Below are 26,444 nucleotides of genomic sequence, written 5' to 3' on the forward strand. Positions count from 1 at the left end.
AGACAAAAGAGCTGATCGGCATGATCAGCTCTTTTTACAATGTTATTGCTTATCCAGCTTCCCGTAGCCGAGAAGATGCAGCGCATTTTTAAGCGTCGACTGTGTTGTAATGGAACGGAATTCCAATCCGAGGGATACCATTGTTTGCGCAATCTCCGGTCGAATACCAGTAATGATTGTTTTTATACCGCTCAACCGAAGAGACTGTACGATATGAAAAATCTGATCAGCCACCATCGTATCAATCATTAGAACACCAGAAACATCTAAAATAATATGCTCCAGTTTTAATAATCTTCCTTGTGTTAACGCCGTCTCCATAATCAATTTGGCACGATGCGTATCGATTTCCCCAACAATGGGTATAACAGCTAATCCTTCATAAATTGGAACGACTGGCACCGACAGCTCTTCCAGCGCACTATACGCAATGCTCACCATTTCTTTATTATGGTTTTCGAATTGTCTGCCGATTTCGAAGCTGACGGCTTCCAGCATCGGATCTATAATCTTCGATACATCCAGCATTGTAATCGCCGCGAAATGCCGCTCCTCCAGCTCCTCCGTGAAAATGTCCCATATAACGCTCCGAAAATTGGAAACATACTGCAAGGTAGCAGTCAGGGATATATTCATCTCCGTTGCAGATTGACCTGCTTTTGATCCCCAGTTAAGAAAATGCTGTTTTACTTCTTCTTTATTCTCCTCAGGCAATAGAATCGAACCGATTGAATAGACCAGTTCCGCGTTGAATTTGTATAGATCCTGGTTAGGAAGAGATAAAAGACGAAGATCATGACCTAAATTCGAATCAAGGCGTTGAAGCACAGACTTAGCTATTATATCTTTATTCTCCTGTATCTTCTCTCCTATGTATCTCAATTCATCCTTCATAACTAACGTCCCCTTTTATTGTTGTACTTCCTTAAGAATAAGCTAAGTGACAACTGAAGGGAAGTGAAAAGTGGTATTTAATATACTTCTATTCCCATCATAAAAATGCAACCCCATTACTTGGCTTTTACTCATCATAATTCACAATATACTCCCCATAAATACATTTAAAAGAAAAATTGGGGAGAGAAGTTTAATGATATTAATTGGAGGTTGAATTTCAAATAGATAAGATTTCGAGGTCTATCATCAAGAAAACCACGGTGCACATAACCATATGCAGGCTCAGGGTTTGTTGATGAAGGAGATAGGTTTGAAAAAAGATGTGTGTGGTTAAGTAATTGAATTAGATAGCTTACACCGTTTTATTGTGTTTAAACCAAAGGTTATCGCAGCATGAGCACTTCTTTGTTTTGTGACCAGCAAAAATAGCAAAACCAGGTCTGCAGGCACAGACCTGGTTTTTTATAACCCCTACACACTGTTATTCTCTTCATCTGCTTTGATAGCCTGGTCAAGTTTATCGGTAAATAATGACCAAATTATTCCTAATAAAAATGAGTAAATGGCGTTTATACATAAGATATCTACAGCAGCTTCCATTAAATTGTTCCCTCTAAAATAATGTATGGCGAGATATCCAAAAAAGTAAACACAGGGTGTAAAAACATGGAAGGTTAAATAAAACAGTTTCTTAGGTTTCAATACAATCACCTCTAGAACATGCAGGAAATTAGATGCTATTATTGTAACAGAGGTGATAATGTACTTTAAAGGTACCCTGTAACTTAAAAACCCTTACGCTGATAGATAAAAGTCGTAATCATCCAAGAAACTACGTAGATTATTAGAATACTAAGTGTCAATCCAATATAGAAAATGGGTGTAGATAAACTTGTAACGAAATCGGTTATTACTTTCAAATCATCAGCAAAATGGAACACAATCTTAGGTCCAATGATAGAAAGAGCAAGGAAACTAATCATTGCGACAGGAAAAACGTATCCTTTTTTAATGACATAAGATACCGGGAAAAATAGTGCGGTAAATAGTAGAAATAATCCACTGCTAATAGCTATATCTGTAATTGTGAATGGTCTGCTTAAAGCATAAAACAGCCCGCAGGTTACGCCAGTAGCTAAGAGCATATAAACAATAGCTCCTAGATAACGTGATGCAATAATTTCAGAACGCTTATATGGTAAAGAGTTCAGTAAAATGTTTACTTCTACTTTTTCATCATATGCAAAGGTGTTAATCGGCACAAAAAGACTGGCAAGAAGAAAGATAAATGCTGGGTTTTGTTTTCCCAACAAAACAAAGAACAAAGTAAAAGGTACAAATAGTAGAAGCTGCTTTTTCTGCAAAATGACATCACGTCTGATTAAATTAAACATGCTGTAATCCACCCTTCACATAATACATAATATCCTCCAGTGAGGCGCGCTCAATAACAACTTCACCCCCAAAAGTGCGTTCAGCGTTGCGTACATCATCTGTTAAACCTTCAAATCCTGTTGCAGCGCGATGAATATGAAAGAAAGCTTGTTCTGTATCTTGGTCTAGAAGATCTGTTCTCCCTTTTACAATTGCATAATTTTCAGCTACGTCATGAACGGACTTATCAAAAATCAATTTTCCTTTATGGATGAATGCTATATAATCTGCAATGCGGTCTAAGTCTGTGGTGATATGAGTGGAGAAGAAGATGGTACGGTTGCCGTCTATCATTAGCTCTTGTAAGAGTCCAAGCAGCTCACGTCTAAAAATAGGGTCTAAGCCAGCGGTAGGCTCATCCATAATAATCAGTTCAGCATGATGGGAGAGCGCCACAGCTAGAGAAGCCTTCATTTGCATTCCTTTTGAGAAGTTTTTTATTGATTTATTCATTGGCAATTCGAATTGACTGGTATAGTGAGAGAATAATGCATTATCCCAGTGTTTGTAAGCTGGTGCCACAATACGTTTAATATCTTTTAAATTAAGACCTTCATAAAAAACGTTACCATCGTATACAAAACCAATGCGTTCTTTAATTGTCTTTTCATACTTTTTGTAATCCAAGTCGAAAACCTTTACCTCGCCTGCATCTGGCTTCAACAAATTCATCATCATCTTTATTGTTGTCGACTTACCAGCACCATTAGCGCCGATAAAACCATGCACAAATCCGCGCTTCACTTGCAGGTTCAGGTCCTTTACAGAGAAATCCTTGAATTGCTTTGTCACATTGTTTAATTCAACTACATTATCCATTCACGTCACTCCTCATATAAAATCTTCAATAATTGCTGCAGTTCATCAAGGGACAGGCCGATCTCTCGGCTGTTCATAATAACTTCGTTAAGCTGTTCCTCAACGACTTTTAGTTTTTTCTCTTTTATGACTTCTAGATTTTGCTCCGCAACAAACGATCCTTTTCCGACAATAGAGTAGATAAAGCCCGCTTTTTCTAATTCTTCATAAGCGCGTTTTGTTGTGATGACACTAATCTGTAAGTCCTTGGCGAGCTTCCGCATAGAAGGAATAGGAGATCCTTCTTGCAGCTCACCGGTTAAAATAGACGATTTAATTTGATTTGTAATTTGTTCATAAATCGGCTCCTTCGAACTGTTTGAAATAATAATTTGCATGCCGATCCCTCATCTGCTTTTTTAGTGAAACGCAATCTTAAGTGTGTGTATAGAGAGACACAGACATAGCAATGAGTGCCAAAAGCAAACTCGAGTGAGCGTATGTATCCCTGTTATAATGTATATACACTATATGTACAATATATACAACGTCGGATTGTTTTGCAACCATTTATGTAAAAATAATGGAAAGATAATATTGTGTGTTGAAGAGGTAGATATATGGTTATGTTTTGATAAATCCTCTTGAGTCAATAAATATGAGTAACAGTGAATTGAATCTTTGGATATAAAGGAGAGGAAATTTATATGGAATTAATCTATTTGGTGATCATTTTTGTTATCTTCTTCGTATTTCTACTTATCTCTAATTCAGCTAAGACGTTATTTTCTATATTCCTAATTAGCACAATGATATCTTTAGGTATATTCCTATACAAACTTTACACGATGCAATCAATAAGCAGTGCGCTGATTGATTCATTTGGCTTGATTAATGTCCTCGTTCTTGCACTTGCGGTTTTCTTAATTGTTGAGAAGCTGTCAAAGAAGAATTAAAAGTACAATAAGCTTATAAAGGATATGTGGCAGACCGTACCTAAACTTTGGGAGAGATTGCATGGATAAGAACATAGTGTGTGTCATAAACATTTGACACCTAGATCAGTCTAATTTTTAAATGTGTATCTTCCTTATAACAAATCGTTAACATTTCGCTAATTCCCGTTCACCCTCCGTCATTCCTTTACATAAGCTACATGGACTAAATAAATACCTGACGCAGCAACCCTGAAGAGAGCAAGGAGGGGTTAAATTTTGAAGGATAGTGACTACAGGCCAAAACAATTACTCACCAAACGAGAAAAAGAAGTCTTTGAACTACTGGTACAGGATAAGACGACCAAGGATATCGCACAAGAGCTTTTTATCTCAGAGAAGACGGTGCGAAACCACATCTCGAATACGATGCAGAAACTGGGAGTAAAGGGACGGTCTCAGGCTGTAGTGGAGCTCCTTCGTATGGGGGAACTGAAGCTCTGACGGGCGATCTGCCTGTTGCTTGACATAGCTGACTGTAAGCAGAAAGAAAATAATCGCTTGCTTTAACGGCTGCTTAAAACCGACTATGATGGTCGGTTTTTTTGTTTTGGGGAAAAGCAATTGTGATGATGTTCTGACGAGTGCAGTCGATGAGGCTGATGGAGTAAGCGTTATTCTAAATTGATGCTGGACTAAAAATACAGATATGATTAAAACTGCAAGAGAGTTGCAGGAACAGCACTTTTTGCTTTATACATACATATTGCTATTTATCATTCAGCAGGATTACTTCTAGCCAATTGAGGGGGCTTTTTTGTTTAAGCACAATTGGGGTGAAGAGAACGGGAAACGAATGGAGAGACCTTTCTAAGGTGCTGTCCATGTTGTGCGCCATGGTAAAGAGATAACTTATAAAAAGTTCTATTAAAGTAAGTGGGAAAACTGTTACAGTTACATTTACAAAAGAAATAAATATTAGTAACGGGTGGGGGAGTTGTATGTCTACTAATTTTAAAGAATTAATACTAAAAGGTAGATTTGCAGAGGCGAAAAGCTTCTCGAAGCACTTATCTTTTGAGGAACTTGACGAGGAATTAACAGATATTGCTTTTACTTGTCCAAGTATGTCTATTTATACATTCATGGTAAGTTTACTTATAGAAGATGAAAAAATAGAATTTCATGAAATAGCTTTTGAATTGCTTGTTAATCCGCTTTGTCATATAGAGGGAGCCTATCATGCGGCTCTTTATCACGCAAGGCGCTGTATTGCGTTAGCTGATAAGCAGGCGTTAGCTGGATACCTATCATATTTATTGTTCTTACATGAAATACCGGACAAAATAATTGATGATGAAGAAGCACTTGCTGCTGCTATAAAAATAATAGAGCTAGACTTTGATAACAAAGTCGCTAAAGAATTTCTAGCAGATAAAATCCGATAATTGATCTCAATCTGCGTTAGTTGAGTTAGAGCGAAACTTCAGTCGTTAACTTTGGCAACTTTACATCAACCCGTCATCACTTTCTTTTCTAGCTACTGCAACCAATTGTGATGGTTTTTGTTGATGTAATGGCTAGGAGACCAGGTTATGGGTGATGGTAAATTATTATATTGAACACATAGAAAACACAAACAGGCATTATTATTCTATATGCGCTCTCTAGAACAATACGCGCCGTTTTACTTGGGGAGTGAGATTAAAAAAGCCTCATATCACGTTAAAGTAAGAACGACGTAACTTATATTCCGAAATTACAAATGATTTCTCAATCACTAGGAGTATGATTATGTTGCAGATCAAGCAATTTATAGTCATTAAACCAATTAGGAGACTAAACAATAGTTTGATGAATACAGACGAACATGTTTGTTTCCTTGAAGGTAACGAAGAAAAATTCATTGATTTTTTGAAAACAAATTTAGAAGAACTCCTTGATGACAATCTCTTAAGTATTGATGGTGGTCTTTCTTTTAGGTTTAAATCTAAGGAATACTTGGGTGTAGAGTATTGGGATGATCTGCCAATGATTTGGGGGTTCCTGTTTAACACGCTGGAAGAATGTTTAGAAATTGGTGAAGGTAAGTGCCTTTTTCCGGGTCAGCCTATTCTATTAGCAATGAAAGATGTAGGTACAAACATTCAAGTCCAATTTGACCATAAAATTGTAAGTATTGACAGAGAGTTATTCGTGAAAGAGTTGTCGACTCATGGTAAGTTATTCTACAACACGCTTGTAACAGCGTTTAATCTTGCTTCATACAAGTATGATCTCGACAGGGTTAACCTCCTAGTATCTAAGTTGTGAATAAAGCGTTGTTTTATATATGGAGGTATTCTGTGAAATATGTTGTTATGGCTATATATGCGTTTGTTATCTTCTATACATTCGAATTAGTGTACCCTGAGAGAAATTTCGCTCGCTTAGTTATAGTAGCGGTATTGCTATTTGGTGGCTGTTTTACTATTGAAAAGTTAATGGATAGAAAAAAGTAATTTTAGATACAACCCTCCTTGATAGGGCAACTCCCTTTCGTGTAAGGAACAAGATTGACATAATTTATTACAATCATAAGAATGGTGACGAACCGTAAGGATGCTGAATGAGATACGCTGATTAAAGCGACATTTTGTGTCGCTTCTTATAGTGGCGGCAAAAGGTATGGCAAAAAAATAGGTGTTGGTAAATTCCTGGAAATCACAAATTGGAAAGAAAAAATTATCGATTATAGTGAGAATTTTAAACTAATATATGCTGAGGTCAATTTTAGAAGTGAGGATGTTTTTAAACTTTCCTATCGTTTTTCAAACCAAACAATATATTGTTTATATCAGCACGGACGTGTTAGATATAATGGCTGAAGAAGTACAAATAAACCAACTAAAAAAAGAATTTAGTGGTTATTACAATCGGCTGTTTGATAACTAACTGAAAGGTGTCTGTCACGTTCTTGTTTAAAAGGCCTGGAGCTTACAATTATAACGTTGCATAGTCTAAGAAAGCAAAACATAGTGATTTTCTTGTAATGGTTAGATAAATTGTTCTAGAAACACGAAGGAGTCCTATATTATTTGCATTTGGTGATGGCAGCATACATAGACATTTAGACTTTTATTTTCCCATATTTCAACTCTTCCTCATATTGGATGCCCAGGAAAGTGCGAAAAAACGCATAGCGGGAAGTAAGCCATTGCTCTACTAATTCGTTAGTACACATATTCCGCATTCATTCATATACTAAATCCAGCTTGAAATAAATGAAGGATGGGATAGTATGGCCTATTTTGCAGGACTAATGCTCTTGATCATTGCCGTGAGCTTGGACGGTTTTGGTGTTGGGGTTACTTACGGTATGAGGCGAATCCGCATTTCTTTTTTGGCGTTACTAATTATTATGTTATGTTCAGGAGTTACGGTTCTGACATCAATGGCGATTGGAAGTTTATTAAGTTCCTTTATTCCTCCCGGATTTGCAGAAATAATTGGGAGCATAATCTTAATTTCAATAGGGGTATTTAGTCTATATAATGTTCTCCGATCAAAGAAGGTTGATGAAGAAATGGAAGAGGATCCAATACAAAAAAATAAACTGGAGATTAAAGAATGGAAGATTGAATTAAAGAAATTCGGTCTGTTCATAACTGTGCTTAAAAAACCACAAATGGCTGATTTAGACCGCTCAGGTACAATTTCTGCGAAAGAATCGCTATTATTAGGTATTGCCCTTGCTTTAGATGCATTTGGTGCTGGAATCGGTGCTGCTATGATCGGTGGTTATTCACCATTTATTACAGCTGTGTTAGTTGCTTTAATGAGCGGATTATTTGTTTTATTTGGCATTAAGTCAGGTTTTGTTTTAGCAAAAATAAAATGGCTGCAGAAATTAGTTTTCTTATCACCGTGTCTATTAATAACCCTCGGATTTTTCAAGATGCTTTAAAGTTATTATATTCTTCTCCTTTTCATTTAGGAGGAGTTTTTTTATGTTTAGGTTTTGAGTGAACTTTTAAGCTCTCTCAGGTTGCTCTAATACATTTACAAGAGGGCTATAGGGAGTTTTAAACTTTGAGGGGAAGAAAACTCTAGCTCTACTCTCAATTTAAAGAGACTAAATAAGATAATGATATATGACGACATAGCCTAAATGAGCCAGGTTCATGGTTTCGGAGGCAGTGAGGTTGCTATTATTCTGAATACATTTTTTTATAACAAATAATAGATGAAGGAGAACTGGGTACCGCACGGAGAAATAATGAATGGGTAAGTAATAAAATCGTAGGGGAGGCAAGGATGCATGGAAGCAGTAATGACTTTTGCATCAGTTATTAGCCCAATTGTAATTGCTTTGGTACAGCTGGTTAAAAAGACAGTCTCTGTTAATAAACGATTCTTGCCATTAATTAGCTTGCTGACTGGTTTGCTCATTGGTTTACTTGCTTGGCCATTAACGGATCTTACCCTCGTTTTGCGGATATGGTCAGGCGGTTTAGCTGGTCTTGCTGCATCAGGATTGTATTCTTTAGGGAAGAAAACTATTTCGAATAACGATAAAGATAAGGCTGCCTAAGGGCGGCCTTATCTTTTGAATCTCTTTATTGTTGCAAGACCTTTCCCATGGAGATTGAGGAAGTAGTGTATCCTAATTTTTTATACAGATGGTATGCATTTGGATTATTACCATAAACACTTAATCCAAGAGATGTGATGCCCTGATTCTTCATCTCGGATTCTAACTGATGAAGCACAGCAGTTGCATATCCTTTTCGTCTATAACTGTCGTGAATAAGAATGTGGTAAACAAAGGCTTTGTTACTGTCCGGTTGTATGTTATACCAAAGCACGCCGATGTTTGCTCCCTCTTTAGATGAATAGATATTACAGACTTCATACCCTTGTGTATTGTGGTTGTCTGGAAGTAAATTGTTTAGTAACTGTTGTGCTTCTTCTAATGCAAGAACCATTGGCAAATGGAAATTTTCGCTTAAGTCTTTTGCATAGTCTGGGATAAATTCTTCTATATAACTAGTAAAGTCACTTTCCGTCATGTTCCTCAGTTCTGTACGCATGATGACACCCTTCATTCGTTAAGACATTGAATGCGTTATTGCGATCCGGAGCAATTAGCACCAAGTGTTTTGTACTTCTTTCATCTTAACAGAAGCAATACATATGCTGGCTCAACGTGTAAATATTTGTATGTTATGATGGGCTAGGATTGAATTTTATACATAACAATAAATTTAGTAAGGAGCGAGACATATGAATGATATTACAACTGTTATCTTGATTGTTGGATTCATTGTGTTTGTAACAGTTTTAACGTTGGTGATCGTTACTCCTAAGAAAAAGAATGCACCGAGCGCTGCTCAGCTTCGAAAGCATAATGAAAAAACAAAGCATGACAACAATGGAGATGTTTCTGTATTAGCTTCTATGACAGCCTTTGAATCGGCTGATTTGGATGGAAAGCATAAAAAATATCACGACACTGACTTAAGTTCCCAATCCCTTGATGCAGGCTCGAGCAGCCCAAGCTATGACGGCGGAGGTTCAGATGGCGGAGGGGGCGGTGGAGGAGAATAACGACGATAATCTTCCAACTTGTGTAAGTAGCAGTTAACCTGGGTTTTTCACCGAAAACTTGCAGGTATCCCTCCGGTTCTGTCGAAACTGTACAGAAAAGGAGGGTTTTCCATGGAAATTGTGAAAAGTCCGTTTGTCGCTCCAGTCATTGTAGCATTGCCAAAATTGCAGCAGCAAATTTTCAAAGATGTTCGTGAAGCCTTTGTGCAGCAAACGGGGGCAGGGGAATTCTACATGTCTGATGAAGATGATCCGATTGTGATGCAGCCATTTGCAGCGTTATACGGTTTATCTGTTGAGGAGATAGCAATACATTACAGCGGTGCAGAGTGCGCGATTGCACAGTTTCAGGAAACACAGTTTGGAAGCTCTCCGCCAGCGGATTTTGAAAAGTGGGCGATGAAGAAGGGAAATACAGTAGTAAGTCGTTATGATGAAGAACAGAACTGCATCTTGGTCAGCATTAACGGATGCCGTACCGTTGCTTATCGTGATTTGCCGGTATCTTCTTTTTCAGAGCTATTTCGCTCGTATACATTAAGCCCTTTGTTTAAATAAAGAACCAGATAAACAGCCGACATACGTGTGTCGGTTTTTTGCTGTTCACGGGCGAATAGTGCTTTTTCCATGCAGGTATGCGTTTTTAAAGGTATCATAAAGGGTAGGATAAAAAAGTTAAAAAGCTCGAGAAGTTGTAGGAGGATGTACATGCAGGATTATGTGGTAACAAATCAATTCATCTTTCTGTTCGCACTATTGCTCGTTGTGAGTGTTGTAGTGACGAAATTTTCGACTAGGTTTGGTGTTCCGGCACTCGTACTGTTTATTGCAGTTGGTATGATTGTCGGGAGTGACGGTTTCGGTCTTGTATATTTTGATAATGTGTACTTAGCGGAAGGAATCGGTATTTTTGCGCTGATTGTTATTTTGTTTGAAGGTGGTTTGCACGCAAACTGGCATACAATGAAGCCAGCGCTTGCTCCGGCGATTACGATGTCTACAATAGGCGTGTTACTGACATCTGCAATTGTGGCAGTTGCTGCTCATTACATATTTGATTTGCCGTGGCTGGAGTCTGTATTGATCGGATCAATTGTCGGTTCGACGGACGCTGCTGCTGTGTTTTCTGTCTTGAAAGGACAGAATGTGAAAGAAAGGCTTACTTCCACGCTGGAAGCGGAGTCAGGTACGAACGACCCGATGGCAATGTTTTTAACCATTACATGTATTGAGTTAATTAGCGGACATGGTTCCAGCGTCGTTTCAATGATTGGCAGTTTTATATGGGAAATGGGTGCTGGTGCCGCGATGGGTCTCCTTATCGGCTTTATTGCCGTTACAGCTATCAATCGAATCAATCTGGATACGAGCGGACTGTACCCATTGTTTGCTCTTTCTTTTGCGTTGGCAAGCTATGGCATTACTTCACTTATCCATGCATCCGGCTTATTAGCTGTGTATGTAAGTGCCTTGTATATCGGCAATGCAGAAATTACCTATCGGCGTGCCATCATTCGCTTTAATGAAGGTTTCGGCTGGCTGATGCAGATTAGCATGTTCGTATTGCTCGGTTTGTTCGTTTTTCCGTCAGAGCTGTTTACACCGAGTTTGATGCTAAAAGGATTTTTGCTATCCCTTGTGCTGATTTTCTTAGCGCGACCACTGGCAACTTTCCTCAGTCTTATTCGCTTCAAATACTCTGCGAAAGAAAAGCTGTTCATTTCCTGGGCTGGTTTAAAAGGGGCTGTGCCAATTGTGTTGGCTCTCTTCCCGTTGATTGCTGGTATAGAGAACAGTCAGCTCATCTTTAATGCTGTCTTTTTCGTCGTACTGTTGTCAACGGTCCTGCAAGGGTCTACAGTGACAGCACTCGCAGCAAAGCTGAAGTTAGTGGAACCACAGACAACGAATGAAATTGAAACGCTGGAATTGATCAGTATGGGACGAAATAATCTTGAGATGGTAGAGTATAAACCAACCGAACTAAATGAAATTACTGGTAAATCGCTGGAGAATCTCGATTTACCAGAGACAACTTTAATTAACGCCATCCTCCGAAATGGGGAGATTATTTCGCCAAATGGCCAAACAATCATTGAAGCAGGCGATACGTTGTATATCATGGTTTCCTTACAATATAAGAAAAAACTTGCAAGATATTTGCGCCGGAATATTTTAACGAAGAAGTAGCAGGGGGAATGGAACGTGCACGACACACTGACAGCCGAACGAATTGCAGCCATTGAGAAAGAATTGCGGCATGTTTCAGCGATTATCAAGCAAAAAGGACGGGAGATTTTGCTGCAGTATCCAATCACAGCACCGCAATTCGTCGCTTTGCAATGGCTGGCAGACAAAGGCGATTTAACGACAGGAGAACTATCTCAAACAATTAAGCTGGCTATTAGTACAACAACAGATATCGTGGATAGGCTGGAGAAAAACGAACTAGTAAAGCGCGTGCGTGATGAGAAGGACCGACGCATCGTGCGTGTGCATATCTTAGAAAAGGGAGAGCAAATCATTACGGAAGTGATCAAGAAACGGCAAGCTTATCTCGGAAACCTGCTGGAAAATTTTTCGCCGGAGGAAGCAGATCAGCTGCAGTTGCTCTTACATAAGTTACACGGTAAAATGAATGATTACGAACAGCTAGAGGCTAAAACAGAAAAGAAAAAGAGGAGATAAACGTGGATTATCCAATTGGGGTCATCGATTCAGGAGTAGGGGGACTGACGGTTGCCAGAGAATTAATGCGGCAGCTGCCAAAAGAGAACCTTATCTACGTAGGTGATACACTGCGCTGCCCATATGGTCCGCGGCCAGAAGAGGAAGTCGTGGAGTTTACTTGGGATATGGTAAATTTCCTCCTGGAGAAGAACATTAAGATGCTTGTAATCGCTTGTAACACAGCGACAGCTTTTACTTTAGAAGAGCTGAAGCAAAAGCTGGATATACCAGTCGTCGGTGTTATTGAACCAGGCGCACGAGCAGCTATAAAGACAACGAAAACAAATCATATAGGCGTGCTTGGTACAGAAGGCACCATTCGCAGCCATGCTTATCGAAAAGCGCTTAAAAATATCAATAGTGAGCTGGAGATTGAAGGGCTTGCTTGTCCGACATTTGTGCCGATGGTGGAAAAGGGGGTCATTTCTGGGCCTCTTGCACATCAAGTTGTCCAAGAGGCGTTAAAGCCGTTAGAGAATTGGAAACAGATGGACACGCTCATCCTCGGCTGCACGCATTACCCGCTTATCAAATCGGTAATTGAGGAAGTTGTTGGGAATCAAGTAGAGGTTATTAGTTCTGGGGATGAGACAGCAAGAGAAGTAAGTGCCATTCTCGGCTTCAAACGAAAGCTATATGAAGGAACACGTCCTGTTTCCCATCAATTTTATGCAACAGGCGATACGCATCTGTTCATGAAAATCGCAAACATGTGGTTGCAGCGTCCCGTTACGGAAGTAGGCAGAATTAAATTCGGCCAATCGCACTCAATCTAAATAAAGATGGTCTAAATCCTTTGATGGCTCGTATACATGATAGTACAAACCATCAAGGGGGAAGAAGTGCGTATGAATAAGAAAATTGCAGGTCTTTTCACTAGCGTAATAGGCCTTTCCATTTTACTGGCCGGATGTTCTTTAAAAGGAGAGCAAGCAATCGATGAAGTGGACGTGCCGCAGGATACAACATATGTGGACAAGCTGGAAGAAAGTGCACTTGAGCCAGGCGCAACAGACGTAGCGCCAGCAGAGGGAGAAACGCCTGTGGAAGACGAAACTTCGGCAAAGGAAGAAGCGCCTGCTGAAGGAGAAGCACCAGCAGAAGGTGAAGAAAAGCAGCCTGAAGATGAAAAGAATAAAGGGGAAGCCGCTGAATCTGCCACTGCCAAGCGTCAGCTGTTCCTTATGGATGCAAATAACATGGTAGTACCGATGACATTTGAATTGCCGCAGACGAATGAAGTAGCCAAAGAAACATTGGAATACCTTGTAAAAGACGGTCCTGTAACGGACATGCTTCCAAATGGATTCCAGGCTGTATTGCCAGCTGGCACAACGATTAACGGTATTGATGCTAAGAAAAACGGCACATTAGTAGTCGACTTCTCGAAAGAATTCAACGAGTACCAAGCTGCAAACGAGAAGAAAATTCTCGAGTCGATTACGTACACACTTACACAGTTTGAAAATGTGAAAAATGTTTCTGTCCGTGTAGAAGGACAAGAATTGGCGAAAATGCCAGTCGATGGTACACCAATCGGCAAGAGCTTATCTCGTGCTGACGGAATCAACCTAATGGATAACGGCATTACAACAGTTGACAGTAAATCTGTAACACTATACTTCCCAGCAGAAGCAGTGGACGGTGCAGCTTATGAAGTGCCAGTCACAGAGCGTATTAGCAGCAACGTAGAAAATGATTACGAAGCAATTGTTACATCCTTGATTGACGGTCCAGCTATGGACAGCAGCCTAGCCAATGTATTTAACACTGGTTCTGCTTTAACATCTGAACCAACTTTGAAAGATGGCGTGCTTAACCTTGAATTCAACAAAGAAGTGTTGAGCAACGCAGATGAAGCAGCAATCTCTGATCAACTAATGGAAACGCTAGTAATGAGCTTAACGGAAATGACAGATGTTGAAGCTGTCTCTGTGAAAGTAGAAGGCGTGGAAGAAGTGTTCAACGAACAAGGCGAAGCATACGCCAAGCCTGTGACAAGAGAACAATACGTACCAGCGGAAAAATTATAAGTTTGGAAAAGTCCGGTCAGCTGACCGGACTTTTTTTGCAGGAAAAGAACCGCTGAACTTTTGCAATGATAGCGGTTAGAAGGATATACTTTATAAGTAAGAATTACATAATATTTAGCAAGTTTCAAATTAGGGTACAGAAACATAGTCACGTTTATTGGAGGGATTATCATGGACAAAATTATTATTGCAACAAAAAATGCTGGAAAACTGAAAGAATTTAAATCTTTCTTCGAGCAATATGATATGACAGCGTATGGTCTCGACGAATTAGACAAGCAATTTGATGATGTTGAAGAAACTGGTACAACTTTTGAGGAAAACGCAGCCTTAAAGGCAGAAACGATAGCGGGCTTTCTGCAAGTGCCGGTTCTTGCAGATGATTCCGGCTTGGAAATTGATGCGCTGGAAGGGCGTCCGGGTGTTTATTCTGCTCGCTATGCTGGAGAAGCTAAGAGTGATCAAGCGAATATGGACAAAGTACTAGAAGAGCTGCAAGATGTTCCAACGGCTGAGCGCACTGCACGTTTCGTCTGTGTATTAGCTGTTTCGCAGCCTGGTAAAGAAACGTTTTACGCACGAGGTCATGTGGAAGGTGTCATTACCGAAGCTCCCCAAGGTGAACATGGTTTCGGTTACGATCCAGTCTTCCAGCCAGAAGGTTATGAGAAAACGATGGCGCAGCTAGATCCAGCTGAGAAAAACCAAATCAGCCACCGCAAACAAGCGATGGTACATTTGGAAAAATGGCTGAATGAACAAGCGAAGTGAGGGAGATAGATGAAGCTACTAATCACGAGTGATAGTCATGGACTCACATCAGAAGTAGCAATGCTGAAACAGCGTCATGAAGAGGAAGTTATTGGGAGCATCCACTGTGGTGATTCCGAGCTGCCTTTTGACGCGCCAGAAATGGAAGGGTATTACCGTGTTGCAGGTAACTGTGATTTTGACAGAGCTTATCCAGAAATAGAGCAGCTTACTGTTGACGATTTACCGATCTTGATCACACATGGTCATCTATATGGGGTGAAATCCAGCCTGCGATCTTTAGAGCAGCTGGCGATGGAAAGGGAGGCGAAGGTCGTTTGCTACGGGCATTCGCATGTAGCAAGAGCAGATGTTATCAATGGCCGACTTTACATCAATCCCGGCAGCATCCGCCTGCCAAAGCAATCGCCGCATCCGACTTATTGTTTGTTGTCCTACGAAGACAAAATTGCGACTGTCCGTTTTTACACGATGGATGGAAAAGAAGTGCAGGAACTGGAGAAATCTGTATCGTTCAGCTGATTACGGACAAAAAATTGTAACGTTTTGCTTGCCGAATTACCTCGAACTTACGTTATACTAGTGTAATGTTACGAATAGAGGTGATTCTGAATGAATGAATCCGATTTCGGTTATAAACCAAATCATAAAAAACGCAATTATCGTCCGCTTGTCATTTGGCTGACTATCATTATTGATGGATTGGTTGTTGTATTGAGCGGCTTACCGCCTGTCGAAGACTTTGATTTATTCGACGTACACATCCTGCCAATGCTAAACGCAATATTCAACAGCTTTACGTTCATCTTCCTGCTGTTGGCACTAATCTTCATCATGAAGAAGAAAATTATCTGGCATAAGCGCTTTATCTACGCAGCGTTTATTACAACGACATTGTTCTTAGTTACTTATGTGTCTTATCACTACTTGGCAGGAGATTCATCCTTCGGTGGTGAAGGTATCATCCGTCCAATTTACTTCTTTATCTTAATCACGCATATCGTGCTGGCAGCAGTTATCGTACCGTTAGCCCTTGCATCGATTACGCGTGCTTGGAATATGGACGTGCCAAAACACCGTAAGATTGCTCGCTGGACAATGCCATTATGGCTTTATGTCAGCCTGACAGGCGTCATCGTTTACCTAATGATTCGCCCGTATTATTAATGAAATTGCTCCGGGATACCGGAGCAATTTTTAAAATCTAAAAAAACTGTTGACGATTTGAAACATATAGTGTATTATTAATCTTGTCCTTAAGAGAGGGCAACATACATAAATGCAATACGCGGGTGTAGTTTAGTGGTAAAACCTCAGCCTTCCAAGCTGATGTCGAGGGTTCGATTCCCTTCACCCGCTCCATGTCCCAATAGCTCAGCTGGATAGAGCAACAGCCTTCTAAGCTGTGGGTCGGGGGTTCGAATCCCTCTTGGGACGCTAACTGAGTCGGCTGTAATAGTCGCCAAATCAGCCTCTTATATTGTTTAGTAATAGTCAATACGACGGTTTAGTAAGAAATTACGCCGTAGATTGACTTACTAGCAATATAAGAGGTTTTTTTAATATGAATAAAGATAAATTTATATTGTGTTTTTGGTTAGTTATTATTGCTTTTTTTACAGGAAGAATTGTTAGGTTTATGATGTTGTATTTGGATTTTAATGGCCTTACATGCAATGCATGCAACGATTATAATGATTGGGATGTAAACGCTAGAATAAAGTTGACACTTTTTGCTCGATAGGAATTTACACTTTTGCTCAATCAACCTACTACTTTAGTAAAATAGATTTGACGTTATTTTACTGGAGGTTAGTATTTTGGAGGAGAAGTTAGTGTTATATATTAAGATTAAGGAATTACATAAGAGAAAGTTTAAAGTAGCACAAATCTCTAAGGAGCTTAAGATCTCAAGACCGACTGTCTATAAGTATTTAGAAATGACATTCGATGAGGCAAAGGCCTATACTGAACAGCCCTCGAGAAAGATGAAAAAATTAGATCACTATAAGGACTGGATACTGGCCTGGCTAGAAGAGTATCCCCACCTAAGCAGTGCTCAGATCCATGATTGGCTTTTAGAAAGATACCCCGACCTAGTGGTCGGCGGAAGTACTGTAAGAACATATGTAAGGGATATTCGAGAAGTCTATCAGATTGAGAAAAAGATGATTGTTCGTCAATACGAAGCAGTTCCTGAGCAGCCAATGGGTAAACAACTCCAGGTAGATTGGGGAGAAACAAAACAGAAAAACGTGAACAATAAGGAAATCAAACTATACTTTATTGCCTTTGTACTCGCTAACTCACGACACAAATATATGGAATGGCAAGCACGTCCATTCACTACAAGAGATGCGATTCGTTGTCACGAAAACGCATTCCAGTTCTATGGGGGACGAACAGAAGAAATTGTCTATGATCAGGATCACTTAATCTCAGTAAGTGAAAATGCAGGTCAACTACTTTTAACAGCTGAGTTTCAAAGCTATGTAAACGAGCGTAAATTCAAAGTTCACCTGTGCCGAAGAGCGGATCCAGAATCTAAAGGTATGATTGAAAATGTAGTGAAATACATAAAAGGCAACTTCGCTGATAGTCGTGTGTTTAGAGATATAGAAGATTGGAATAAACGGGCAAGGCAGTGGCTCGAGCGTACTGGAAACCACCAGGTTCACCAGACAATGAAAAAAAGACCAGCAGAAGTGTTTCTCCTCGAAAAGCAACACTTACAGCCAGTCTCTTCGTTACTTTCATATGAAAGTACCAATAACCAAAGTATAACAAGAAGTGTCAGCAAGGACAACACGATCCGGTACAAGTCAAACCGTTACTCTGTCCCACTGGGGACTTATCAAAATATGAGTGAGAATCTTGTGTGGATTGAAATCAGGGAAGATGATCAGGCCCTGATCATCCGTAAAGAAGCAAATGGTGAAGTGATTGGCGAGCATATGATCAGTTCTGAAAAGGGAAAGCTGATTCAAAACCGTCACCATACTCGTGATCGCTCCAAAGGTGTGGAAGAGCTTAAACAACGCCTCATTTCCCACTTTGGAGATCAGGTTCGCGCAGCTGCATATTTAGATGAGATTAGCCAAAGATACCCTAGGTATCGGAGAGATCAATTTACAATTATTCATAAGGTGATCCAACAATACCCAGCTTTAATTGATACTGTTTTAACCAAGTGCACGACAGAAAAGCTCTACAATGCGAATGACTTTCGCGATATCGCTCATCACCTTGATGCTTTACGAGATGAGCCGATTGAAGAAGTACAATCTTATTACACGAGTCCGCCAAAACATTCTCATATCAAAGCCTCTACCCGTTCTCTAAATGCCTATACTAGCATTTTAGGAGGTAGAGCATGATGAATAAGACAGTACATGAACTACAAAATCAATTCCGGCAGCTACGCTTAGCAGAAACGGCGGAGGAGCTACCACAGCTTCTTCGCGAAGCTGAAAAAGCATCGTGGACTTACTTGGAATTTTTAGAGTCTATCACTCGCTTTGAATTAGCCAAGCGTGAAGCGAAAAGTCTGGAGAAAAGAATGAAATGGGCACGCTTCCCTTTCGTGAAGTCATTAGACGAGTTTGAGCTGAAAGGCCAAAACATTCTGACGGCTCGCCAGCTCTCTCAACTGCGAGAATTAAGCTGGCTGGAGCAACAGTACAATCTCATTCTTTTAGGTCCTCCCGGCATCGGAAAAACGTATATCGCAATTGGTCTTGGATTGGAGGCTGTTTACAGAGGGTTCAATGTTAATTTCGCTACAATGGGAGAACTTGTGCAGCTTCTAAAATCAGAAGAATACCTGAACAAATCTAAAGTTCAGCTTAAGAGAATTAGAAATGCCGACCTAGTGATCATTGATGATTTAATGTATATGGCCATGGATCAAAGAGAAGCAAACCTATTCTTTCATTTGATTAATCATCTGTACGAACGAAGTTCGATTATCCTGACGTCAAATAAAAGTCCAGATGAATGGGGCAATTTAATCGGAGACCAAGGTATCACCACAGCGATTTTAGACCGTTTACTTCATCGAGTGGAAGTGATTCATGGAGGCGAGGAAGAGGAAAGCTATCGGATGAAAAATCGGAAGAGCATCTTTTCAGCAAAAGTGTAAAAAGGAAACGAGCAAAAAGTGTAAAATTCAACTTGACGTCTACATGGGAAAGTAGTAGGTAGTAATAGGGAATGTCTGAATTATAAAAAAGATGAGGCAGGTGTCTCCGAACTTACGGAAATACCTGCCTCTTTAATTGTTCATTTTAAGGGGTTTTGTCCCGGTTTCTTTATTTGCTTATATTTAGTGAAAGTATTATAGTCCCAAGATCACCTTTTTTTTCTGCTGTCTTGTTATCGTTTGCATATCCAGCCATGCCGCTTAGAATGATCGTTACTACTAGTATCAGCGAGAAAACAACTTTCTTCATTATATACCCTCCTTTTTAGATAGTAGCTAAAAGATAGTATCTTGTTGCCAGCTCGAATTGCTTCGTTTCAGTATAATGCCAGGCTAGTTCTTTTGAATAGAGTCTAACATTATACAAATCGTTTATTCCTCTAAAATATTCTATACCTTCTTGCCATACACTTTCATAGTTCACCTTATCCTCATATTTCTTATGCAGCATGGAAAATTCCCACTTCATTGTTAAATCATCGTTATCCATGCTTTTCTGGAAACCTTCAGAATAAACTTCTATAGCTTTTGAAGACTGATTAGTTTTCCAATAGGAATCAGCTAATAAGTATAAAATCTTCAAATGGATGCGTTCTTGTCTATTCTTACGTGCTTCTTCCAGATAACGAATAGCTGTTTCCGGCAATTTGCGTTCCACATACAGAAGTCCAAGGTTGAGTTTAGTAGTGGTTATAAAGTTGTGATTATTTATATTTTTGTAAGATGCTAAAGCTCTATGAAGATGTTCTTCCGCCATTTCAAAATTATGAAGATCCATGTAATTCATCCCTTGCAGCATTTCTGCCCGGGCAAGAAGAAACTCAAATGTTTTATATGGTTTTAGGGATTCTATTGCTCTTTCTGCATGTAAAGCAGATAAAGTAGTTATATCAAGAAAATAATAAGTCATGGCTTTACGAAGGTGAAATTCACCTATTTCTACTGGGTCATTTAATTGATTCAGATATTTTTCAGCCTTCTCAAAGCAGTTAAGAGCTTCTTGGTAATGTTTTTCGTCATAGAATTGTATTCCTTCTGCTAGGTGTAGATAATGTCTGTGGGTATCCTTAAAGTGGACTAGGTGCTTTTTAGCATTGTCAATCGCAGCAGCACTATTCACGAGGTGTTTTTGCATTAGGTAGAAGCGACTTTCTAACAGTAAAAATTTTATAAGAGTATCTATACTGAAGTCATCGGAAAAGCCTTTTAAGCGGTCGTGAATACTGACTGCCGCTTCTCTTTTATCAAGACGAATACTGATCGACCAATTATCCAATTCAGCCGAAATATTGACTTGATTATATATATTCTGTCCCATGGAGCAAACCTCCTTTAAAGTTTTTATCTATAAATCAATCTTACCATTTTCTTGAAACTGAATGTATTGGGAAATTTTGTAGTTTAGAGTCTATTAAAACAAAGATATTGAAGATGAGGTTTCCTACTCTATTGCACGTCGGTAAACATGTAGTCTTAGAAAGAGAAAGAAACAAAGGAAAAGAGCAACTCATCATATAAAAAGTGAATAAGCTGCTCTTGTTTCGGTAGACTATTTTGTCTTCAAAACATTATATAAGAATCTTCAAGATATAAGTTAACCTTATTATTCCTAATTTCCGCAGCTTATTAAGGGTATATGTAACCTAAGCAGTTGGAGTAGGGAAAGGAGCTTTTGTCTTATGGGACTTTTAATGTTTTTACTAGTCATTTTTTCTATAGTATGTTTCTTGTTAGGATATGCGTATTTGAATGATAAAGCTGAAGATTTACTAATGTGGAGTTTTACAGATAAACTTGAGAAAGTAACGGACAAAGATGGATATAAAAAACAACAAGGGAAATATACAATCGTAATGGGTATTATATTTTTTTTAGTTCCTGTTTCCATATTTGCAATTGAAGAGTTAGATAGTAATCCTAAATTACTTTATATATGGATTGTTGTTTTTGTAGTAGTTGCTGCAACAAATGCGATACAGACTAGAAAATATTTTTAATAGATATAGATATCTTATAGACAAAAGAAGCAGCCATTAACAAAGTAGGCTGCTCCTTTTATCTAAACAATGATTAATTAGGCCCAACCACTGCATGTGGTACATAAGGCTCTTCAAGAAATGCAATATCATCAGTTGTGAGCTTAACAGAAAGAGAACCTACAGCATCTTCAAGGTGAGATATCTTTGTAGCGCCTATCACTGGAGCTGTTACTGTTTCTTTCGATAGTAACCAGGCAAGTGCGACATGGATACGAGGGACACCGTGTCTTTCTGCGACTGCGGCTACTCGTTCTACAACCAATCGGTCGGCATCAGCGGTTGCATCGTATTTAGATTTTTGAATCTGATCTGTCTCTGATCGAAGCGTTGTTTCTGACCAGTCGCGTGTCAATCTTCCTGATGCTAGCGGGCTATAAGGTGTAATCCCGATTTTTTCCTCTTTACAGAGTGGGATCATTTCCCGCTCTTCTTCACGGTAAATGAGGTTGTAGTGATTCTGCATCGACACAAAGCGAGTCCAATTATTTTTGTCGGCTACGTGAAGCGCTTTTTGAAATTGCCAAGCATACATCGCAGAGGCGCCGATGTACCTTGCCTTCCCGGATTTTACCACATCATGCAAGGTTTCCATCGTTTCTTCAATTGGTGTGTTATAGTCCCAGCGATGAATAATATAAAGGTCTACATAGTCTGTCCCCAGTCTTGTCAGGCTATTATCAATTTCACTCATAATAGCCTTACGAGAAAGCCCCGCACCGTTTGGACCTTCATGCATACGGCCATGCACTTTTGTTGCTAGCACAACTTCATCTCGATTGGCATAGTCTTTTAGAGCGCGTCCTAGATATTCTTCGCTCGTTCCTGTTGAATACACATTGGCGGTATCAAAAAAGTTTATGCCAAGGTCAAGCGCCCGTTTTATGATAGAGCGACTCTTATCTTCATCAAGCACCCATTTGTGTATCCACTTTTCTGCATCTCCAAAACTCATGCAGCCAAGACAAATTCTAGATACGTCCAAACCTGTATTGCCCAGTTTTACATATTCCATTTATATTATCCTCCCTTAGTTCATTATCTTTAACTACCACTTCATTATGGCATAAACTAGAAACAGAAGATTAACACATTTATCTTAAGTTCTTGCCTATTCCTATCAAATCTCTTTCACACTTCTCGGATATGAATTAGAATGAGCCTAACCATAGAAGGAGAAATGCTATATGTCTGAGGAAATAGAGAAGAGGTACGAACTAAGCAAGCTCATACAAAGAAACACAGAACCGGATGGTGTGCATCCTACTTCTATCCCATCACTATTTCTCATACGTGAGTCTGCAATTAGTGAACCTGTTGCCAGAGTGAACGAGACTTCCTTTTGTATTATTGTCCAAGGTGAAAAAGAAGTATGGCTGGGGGAGGAATGTTATCAATATGGACCTGGCAATTATATTGTGGCATCTGTGGAACTGCCGGTAACCGGTCAAGTTATCTCAGCTACATCACAATCTCCTTATTTAGCACTCAAACTTGAATTTACCCCAAAGGAAATTTTAGATGCTCTGCATGAGACCGGAATACAAGCGGGAAAGAGGAGACACACAAAACGAGCGATGTTTATAGGGGAAGCAAGTTCTTCATTGTTAGATGCAGTAGTTCGTTTAGCCGCTTTGTTGGACACGCCAAAACATATTCCAGTTTTTGCATCACTATATAAGAGAGAAATACTGTATTGGGTTCTTCAAGGTCCAAACGGTGAAGCACTGCAGCAAATGGCCGTTGAAGGAAGCAATGCCATGCGTATTAGAAATGTAATTGAAACAATCATCCTTGATTTTGAGAAGACTTTTCGGATAGAAGAATTAGCAGAAAGAGCAAATATGAGCGTCTCTTCTCTGCACCGCCATTTTAAAGAGGTAACTGCTATGAGTCCAATTCAGTTCCAAAAGCAGCTGCGGTTGCAGGAAGCAAGACGATTATTATTAGCGGAGTTATCTGACGTAGCAGAAGTCGCTTACCGAGTGGGATACGAGAGCCATCCCCAATTCACACGAGAATATACTCGTATGTTTGGTTCTTCGCCCAGAGCGGACATGAATCGACTCAAGAAGATTTAATAACTAACGGGGATATTATCAATAACTTTTATAGTTTCTTTATTTACCTCAATTAGAGATGGAGAAGGATATTAGATAAGTATAAAATATGCCTGTAAAATGCGATTATAGATTTTAGTTTCGCATTTTATAGGCATTTTTGGTTGAGATGAAAAAAGTTCACGCTTTCAAGGTGTCATCGTAACTTTCTTTCATCTTCTTGATATCTTGTATTGGAGGCAACCCGAACATACGGGCATACTCTCGGCTGAATTGAGACGGGCTTTCGTATCCAACTTGAAAGGCGGCATCCGTTGCATCTGTTGATTCTGTTAATAACAGGCGACGTGCTTCTTGCAGTCGTAATTGTTTTTGGAACTGGAGGGGACTCATCGCTGTCACTTCTTTAAAGTTTCGATGCAGGGAAGAAACGCTCATATTAGCTATCTCGGCGAGTTCCTCCATACGAAACGTGCGTTTGAAGTTATCCATAATAAACGCAATGGCCTCTTTTACACGTGAAGTGTAGCTGCCCTTTAGAGCGATTTGTTTCAATGCATCACCATGTTGATCAATAAGAACTCTGTATAAAATTTCTTTCGTGATTAGAGGAGCGAGAATGGGTATATCATTCGGACTGTCGACTAAGCGAACTAATCTTGTGACCGAATCCATTAATGTTAGGTTTAAATTGCTGACGAACATGGCTCTGTTTAAATCTCTTTTCGGTTTCGCATTGAGGCTTGTTTCTTGTAAGATCTCTAAAACATCACTTGGCGTAAATTCCAGTTTTAGCGAAAGGTAAGGTTTTTCCATCGTGGCATGTGTTACTTGCCCTGTAATGGGCAAGTCAACAGATGACACGAAGTAATTCGCCGGCCCGTAAGTAAATCTTTCTTCTGCAAGAAGAACTTGCTTCTCGCCTTGAACCACTATACATAAAGAAGGATTCTGTATGCCGTATCTTGGCTCCGTTACATCTGAATAACGTGAAAAAAATAAGGATGGCACATTGCTGGGGTAGGTTCCATCATTTCTAGTGTACCTTTCGATCAGTTCGATGATCTCTTTATGCTGCTTCACGCATAGTCCCTCCCAATTCTGTACTTGTCAGAAACATTATATATCATCCCTCTCCTTATGTAAGCCTGGTTGAGAGGATTGTGCAAGCATTAGCCATGAATAGGTAAAAACTGCTGCTGCATTTAAGGGATAATATGTATAAAGCGTAATTTAATCTGCATAGGAAAGGAAATGAGGTCGGACAATGGTTAAAATAAATCTTAAGTTTGGAGCGGATGGTGGAACAGCCCGTTTTGCAACCGTATTAGTAAGCAATGCTGCTCAGTTCTCCTCACATGTCTTTTTGAAATACAAACAAAAAACCGTACCTGTTAAAAATACGCCTAAATCCATTATGGAGATTGTTGATTTAGACATAAGACCATTCGAAGATTATCAGGTTATTGTAGATGGTCCAGATGAAGATCACGCCCTTTTTGTATATAAGCTAAGATTACAAGAGTTTCAGCCAGATATTCAGCTGTAAGAACAGGCTTGCTATTCTGTAATATGCCCTGTTTGAATAAGAGAATCAGGCAAGCTATTGCCCGGAATGAGATAGCACACTTTGTGTTCTATAGCCAAATAGAAAAGCCAGGGCGACCCATAAAGCAGCAAATGTGAGCTTATACTAAACAAATTATTGATAATATGATTGGAGGATTTTTAATGAACAATGTAATTTTAAACAACGGACTAGAGATGCCTATACTAGGTTTTGGTGTTTTCCAAATTGAGGATCAAGATGAATGTGAAAGAGCAGTTTATGATGCGATTATATCAGGTTATCGCCTAATTGATACGGCAGCATCATACCAAAATGAAGCAGCTGTAGGAAGAGCGATCAAGCGAAGCGGGATTCCACGAGAAGAGCTATTTATTACAACAAAACTGTGGGTGCAAGATGCGGGGTATGAGAACACAAAGAAAGCTTTTGCAAAATCATTGGAAAGACTTCAATTAGATTATTTGGATTTATACTTGATTCATCAGCCTTATGGTGATGTGTATGGTTCATGGCAAGCAATGGAGGAATTATACAAGGAAGGAAAAGTTAAAGCAATTGGAGTTAGTAACTTCCAGCCAGACCGCCTAATGGACTTCATTGTTCATAATGAAGTCGTACCTGCGGTTAATCAGGTAGAAACACACCCGTTCTGCCAGCAAATAGAGAATCATAACTTTATGAAAGAAAATAATGTCCAAATAGAGTCTTGGGGCCCATTTGCTGAAGGGAAAAATAACATGTTCCAGAACGAAACCTTGGTTTCAATAGCTGAAACACATAAAAAATCTGCTGCACAAGTCATTCTGCGGTGGCTGATACAAAGAGGTGTCGTTGCTATTCCGAAGTCTGTCCGTAAAGAAAGAATAATCGAAAACTTTGACATCTTTGACTTTGAACTTAGCCAAGGTGAAATCGAAAAGATTACCGCGTTAGATACAAAAGAGAGTTTATTTTTCTCCCACCGAGATCCTGACATGGTCAAATGGATTGGTTCGAGAAAACTTAATATTTGAAGGCATCTTTATTAAAGCTATCCTTTGTGGGTAGCTTTTTTATTCTTGAATCTTTTTACCGTGATTATCAGCTTGTAAAAAGTTTAATCAGTTTCCTGATTAATTTGTGCTAATACTTCAGGCATCTGACTGTTTATTTGTCTGCCGCTAAATCGCAATACTTTCCAACCGTTTCTACGTAAATATTGATTCTTTCTTCTATCATGGGCTTTTTGTTCAGGTGTAGAATGCCATTGTTTACCATCACATCAAATCACCCATATGGTTGTTTTTAACTTTAACTTATCCATAAGGAGGCGTTCTTATTCTATCCATAAATCACGTTTATTAGGAACCAGTATGATTATCTAATAGATTTTGGGATTTGAGACAATGGT

At 39.4% G+C, this 26,444-nt stretch carries 30 protein-coding genes, 2 tRNA genes and 1 pseudogene; 23 read left to right on the forward strand and 10 right to left on the reverse strand.

Annotated elements, in window-relative coordinates; translation table 11 throughout:
* Nucleotides 1–42 precede the first annotated feature (42 nt).
* The 4 genes from B1K52_RS11100 to B1K52_RS11120 all read right to left on the reverse strand — a co-directional run bounded on the left by B1K52_RS11100 (nt 43) and on the right by B1K52_RS11120 (nt 3,527).
* Nucleotides 43–894 carry an STAS domain-containing protein gene (locus tag B1K52_RS11100; protein ID WP_077308209.1) on the reverse strand — a complete coding sequence of 284 codons (852 nt, stop codon included), beginning with the start codon at nt 892–894 and terminating at the stop codon, nt 43–45.
* 788 nt (nt 895–1,682) lie between these two features.
* Nucleotides 1,683–2,291, reverse strand: a complete 609-nt coding sequence (locus tag B1K52_RS11110; RefSeq protein WP_077308213.1) for an ABC-2 transporter permease — start codon at nt 2,289–2,291, stop codon at nt 1,683–1,685.
* Nucleotides 2,284–3,150 (reverse strand): ABC transporter ATP-binding protein, encoded by an 867-nt coding sequence (locus B1K52_RS11115; RefSeq protein ID WP_077308215.1) that lies wholly within the window; start codon nt 3,148–3,150, stop codon nt 2,284–2,286. The genes B1K52_RS11110 and B1K52_RS11115 overlap by 8 nt, the downstream gene beginning before the upstream one ends.
* A 5-nt stretch (nt 3,151–3,155) precedes the next feature.
* Nucleotides 3,156–3,527, reverse strand: coding sequence for a GntR family transcriptional regulator (locus tag B1K52_RS11120; RefSeq protein ID WP_077308217.1), 372 nt, complete (start codon nt 3,525–3,527; stop codon nt 3,156–3,158).
* A 309-nt stretch (nt 3,528–3,836) separates the two neighbouring features.
* On the opposite strand from B1K52_RS11120, the gene B1K52_RS11125 reads away from it, so the two are divergent.
* From B1K52_RS11125 to B1K52_RS11150, 6 genes are all read left to right on the forward strand, one after another.
* Nucleotides 3,837–4,085, forward strand: coding sequence for a hypothetical protein (locus B1K52_RS11125; protein ID WP_077308219.1), 249 nt, complete (start codon nt 3,837–3,839; stop codon nt 4,083–4,085).
* 258 nt (nt 4,086–4,343) lie between these two features.
* Nucleotides 4,344–4,568, forward strand: a complete 225-nt coding sequence (locus tag B1K52_RS11130; protein ID WP_077308221.1) for a helix-turn-helix domain-containing protein — start codon at nt 4,344–4,346, stop codon at nt 4,566–4,568.
* A 497-nt stretch (nt 4,569–5,065) separates the two neighbouring features.
* A complete protein-coding gene (locus B1K52_RS11135) occupies nt 5,066–5,512 on the forward strand; it encodes a hypothetical protein (protein ID WP_077308222.1) in 447 nt (148 codons plus the stop codon).
* A gap of 346 nt (nt 5,513–5,858) precedes the next feature.
* Complete coding sequence (locus tag B1K52_RS11140; RefSeq protein ID WP_077308224.1) at nt 5,859–6,377, forward strand: hypothetical protein; 519 nt, start codon at nt 5,859–5,861, stop codon at nt 6,375–6,377.
* Nucleotides 6,378–7,344: 967 nt separating this feature from the next.
* Nucleotides 7,345–8,010, forward strand: coding sequence for a sporulation membrane protein YtaF (gene ytaF / locus B1K52_RS11145; protein WP_077308226.1), 666 nt, complete (start codon nt 7,345–7,347; stop codon nt 8,008–8,010).
* 354 nt (nt 8,011–8,364) lie between these two features.
* Nucleotides 8,365–8,637, forward strand: coding sequence for a holin (locus B1K52_RS11150; protein ID WP_077308228.1), 273 nt, complete (start codon nt 8,365–8,367; stop codon nt 8,635–8,637).
* A 25-nt stretch (nt 8,638–8,662) separates the two neighbouring features.
* On the opposite strand, the gene B1K52_RS11155 is transcribed toward B1K52_RS11150, so the two are convergent.
* A complete protein-coding gene (locus B1K52_RS11155) occupies nt 8,663–9,136 on the reverse strand; it encodes a GNAT family N-acetyltransferase (RefSeq protein WP_179106535.1) in 474 nt (157 codons plus the stop codon).
* 193 nt (nt 9,137–9,329) lie between these two features.
* On the opposite strand from B1K52_RS11155, the gene B1K52_RS11160 reads away from it, so the two are divergent.
* The 13 genes from B1K52_RS11160 (at nt 9,330) to istB (ending at nt 19,328) form a co-directional block, all read left to right on the forward strand.
* Nucleotides 9,330–9,653, forward strand: a complete 324-nt coding sequence (locus B1K52_RS11160) for a hypothetical protein (RefSeq protein ID WP_077308231.1) — start codon at nt 9,330–9,332, stop codon at nt 9,651–9,653.
* A gap of 111 nt (nt 9,654–9,764) precedes the next feature.
* On the forward strand, nt 9,765–10,211 hold the full coding sequence (locus B1K52_RS11165; protein ID WP_077308233.1) for a hypothetical protein: 447 nt from the start codon (nt 9,765–9,767) through the stop codon (nt 10,209–10,211).
* 150 nt (nt 10,212–10,361) lie between these two features.
* Nucleotides 10,362–11,843 (forward strand): potassium/proton antiporter, encoded by a 1,482-nt coding sequence (locus tag B1K52_RS11170; protein WP_077308235.1) that lies wholly within the window; start codon nt 10,362–10,364, stop codon nt 11,841–11,843.
* 15 nt (nt 11,844–11,858) lie between these two features.
* The gene (locus B1K52_RS11175) at nt 11,859–12,341 is read left to right on the forward strand and encodes a MarR family winged helix-turn-helix transcriptional regulator (protein ID WP_077308238.1); all 483 of its coding nucleotides are present in this window, start codon (nt 11,859–11,861) and stop codon (nt 12,339–12,341) included.
* 2 nt (nt 12,342–12,343) lie between these two features.
* Entirely contained in the window at nt 12,344–13,159 is an 816-nt protein-coding gene (racE, locus tag B1K52_RS11180; protein ID WP_077308240.1) for a glutamate racemase, read from the forward strand.
* A 72-nt stretch (nt 13,160–13,231) separates the two neighbouring features.
* The gene (locus tag B1K52_RS11185; RefSeq protein ID WP_143588873.1) at nt 13,232–14,416 is read left to right on the forward strand and encodes a GerMN domain-containing protein; all 1,185 of its coding nucleotides are present in this window, start codon (nt 13,232–13,234) and stop codon (nt 14,414–14,416) included.
* Between the two features lie 171 nt (nt 14,417–14,587).
* Nucleotides 14,588–15,187: an XTP/dITP diphosphatase gene (locus tag B1K52_RS11190; protein ID WP_077308244.1), complete on the forward strand. Its 600-nt coding sequence runs from the start codon at nt 14,588–14,590 to the stop codon at nt 15,185–15,187.
* Between the two features lie 9 nt (nt 15,188–15,196).
* Nucleotides 15,197–15,709, forward strand: a complete 513-nt coding sequence (locus B1K52_RS11195; RefSeq protein ID WP_077308246.1) for a metallophosphoesterase — start codon at nt 15,197–15,199, stop codon at nt 15,707–15,709.
* A gap of 90 nt (nt 15,710–15,799) precedes the next feature.
* Nucleotides 15,800–16,354: a DUF420 domain-containing protein gene (locus B1K52_RS11200; RefSeq protein ID WP_077308248.1), complete on the forward strand. Its 555-nt coding sequence runs from the start codon at nt 15,800–15,802 to the stop codon at nt 16,352–16,354.
* A gap of 121 nt (nt 16,355–16,475) precedes the next feature.
* Nucleotides 16,476–16,549 (forward strand) — tRNA-Gly (locus tag B1K52_RS11205).
* 1 nt (nt 16,550) lies between these two features.
* Nucleotides 16,551–16,624: transfer RNA gene (locus B1K52_RS11210), tRNA-Arg, on the forward strand.
* Between the two features lie 398 nt (nt 16,625–17,022).
* A complete protein-coding gene (gene istA / locus B1K52_RS11220; RefSeq protein WP_143588798.1) occupies nt 17,023–18,564 on the forward strand; it encodes an IS21 family transposase in 1,542 nt (513 codons plus the stop codon).
* The gene (istB, locus tag B1K52_RS11225; RefSeq protein WP_077310583.1) at nt 18,564–19,328 is read left to right on the forward strand and encodes an IS21-like element IS643 family helper ATPase IstB; all 765 of its coding nucleotides are present in this window, start codon (nt 18,564–18,566) and stop codon (nt 19,326–19,328) included. The genes istA and istB overlap by 1 nt, the downstream gene beginning before the upstream one ends.
* 169 nt (nt 19,329–19,497) lie before the next feature.
* Here the strand turns inward: istB and B1K52_RS17985 are convergent, their stop codons facing one another.
* Together B1K52_RS17985 and B1K52_RS11230 are read right to left on the reverse strand one after the other, a co-directional pair.
* On the reverse strand, nt 19,498–19,638 hold the full coding sequence (locus tag B1K52_RS17985; protein WP_179106536.1) for a hypothetical protein: 141 nt from the start codon (nt 19,636–19,638) through the stop codon (nt 19,498–19,500).
* Nucleotides 19,639–19,653: 15 nt separating this feature from the next.
* Entirely contained in the window at nt 19,654–20,706 is a 1,053-nt protein-coding gene (locus tag B1K52_RS11230; RefSeq protein ID WP_077308252.1) for a tetratricopeptide repeat protein, read from the reverse strand.
* 361 nt (nt 20,707–21,067) lie between these two features.
* Here B1K52_RS11230 and B1K52_RS11235 point away from each other — a divergent pair, with 361 nt between their 5' ends.
* Nucleotides 21,068–21,385 (forward strand): DUF3784 domain-containing protein, encoded by a 318-nt coding sequence (locus B1K52_RS11235; RefSeq protein ID WP_077308254.1) that lies wholly within the window; start codon nt 21,068–21,070, stop codon nt 21,383–21,385.
* A gap of 73 nt (nt 21,386–21,458) precedes the next feature.
* Here the strand turns inward: B1K52_RS11235 and B1K52_RS11240 are convergent, their stop codons facing one another.
* Nucleotides 21,459–22,439 carry an aldo/keto reductase gene (locus B1K52_RS11240; RefSeq protein WP_077308256.1) on the reverse strand — a complete coding sequence of 327 codons (981 nt, stop codon included), beginning with the start codon at nt 22,437–22,439 and terminating at the stop codon, nt 21,459–21,461.
* A gap of 172 nt (nt 22,440–22,611) precedes the next feature.
* On the opposite strand from B1K52_RS11240, the gene B1K52_RS11245 reads away from it, so the two are divergent.
* On the forward strand, nt 22,612–23,505 hold the full coding sequence (locus B1K52_RS11245) for an AraC family transcriptional regulator (protein WP_077308259.1): 894 nt from the start codon (nt 22,612–22,614) through the stop codon (nt 23,503–23,505).
* Between the two features lie 159 nt (nt 23,506–23,664).
* Here B1K52_RS11245 and B1K52_RS11250 read toward each other — a convergent pair whose 3' ends face one another.
* Nucleotides 23,665–24,567, reverse strand: coding sequence for an AraC family transcriptional regulator (locus B1K52_RS11250; protein ID WP_077308261.1), 903 nt, complete (start codon nt 24,565–24,567; stop codon nt 23,665–23,667).
* Nucleotides 24,568–24,751: 184 nt separating this feature from the next.
* On the opposite strand from B1K52_RS11250, the gene B1K52_RS11255 reads away from it, so the two are divergent.
* Both B1K52_RS11255 and B1K52_RS11260 read left to right on the forward strand, forming a co-directional pair.
* Nucleotides 24,752–25,033, forward strand: coding sequence for an HPr family phosphocarrier protein (locus tag B1K52_RS11255; protein ID WP_077308263.1), 282 nt, complete (start codon nt 24,752–24,754; stop codon nt 25,031–25,033).
* Nucleotides 25,034–25,215: 182 nt separating this feature from the next.
* The gene (locus B1K52_RS11260; protein WP_077308265.1) at nt 25,216–26,067 is read left to right on the forward strand and encodes an aldo/keto reductase; all 852 of its coding nucleotides are present in this window, start codon (nt 25,216–25,218) and stop codon (nt 26,065–26,067) included.
* An 83-nt stretch (nt 26,068–26,150) separates the two neighbouring features.
* Here B1K52_RS11260 and B1K52_RS11265 read toward each other — a convergent pair.
* Nucleotides 26,151–26,300, reverse strand: a pseudogene (locus tag B1K52_RS11265) (DUF559 domain-containing protein); the annotation flags it as partial.
* Between the last annotated feature and the right edge of the window lie 144 nt (nt 26,301–26,444).

Origin of the sequence: Terribacillus halophilus (genome assembly GCF_900162685.1) — a bacterium.
GTDB classification, from domain to species: Bacteria; Bacillota; Bacilli; order Bacillales; family Amphibacillaceae; genus Terribacillus; species Terribacillus halophilus_A.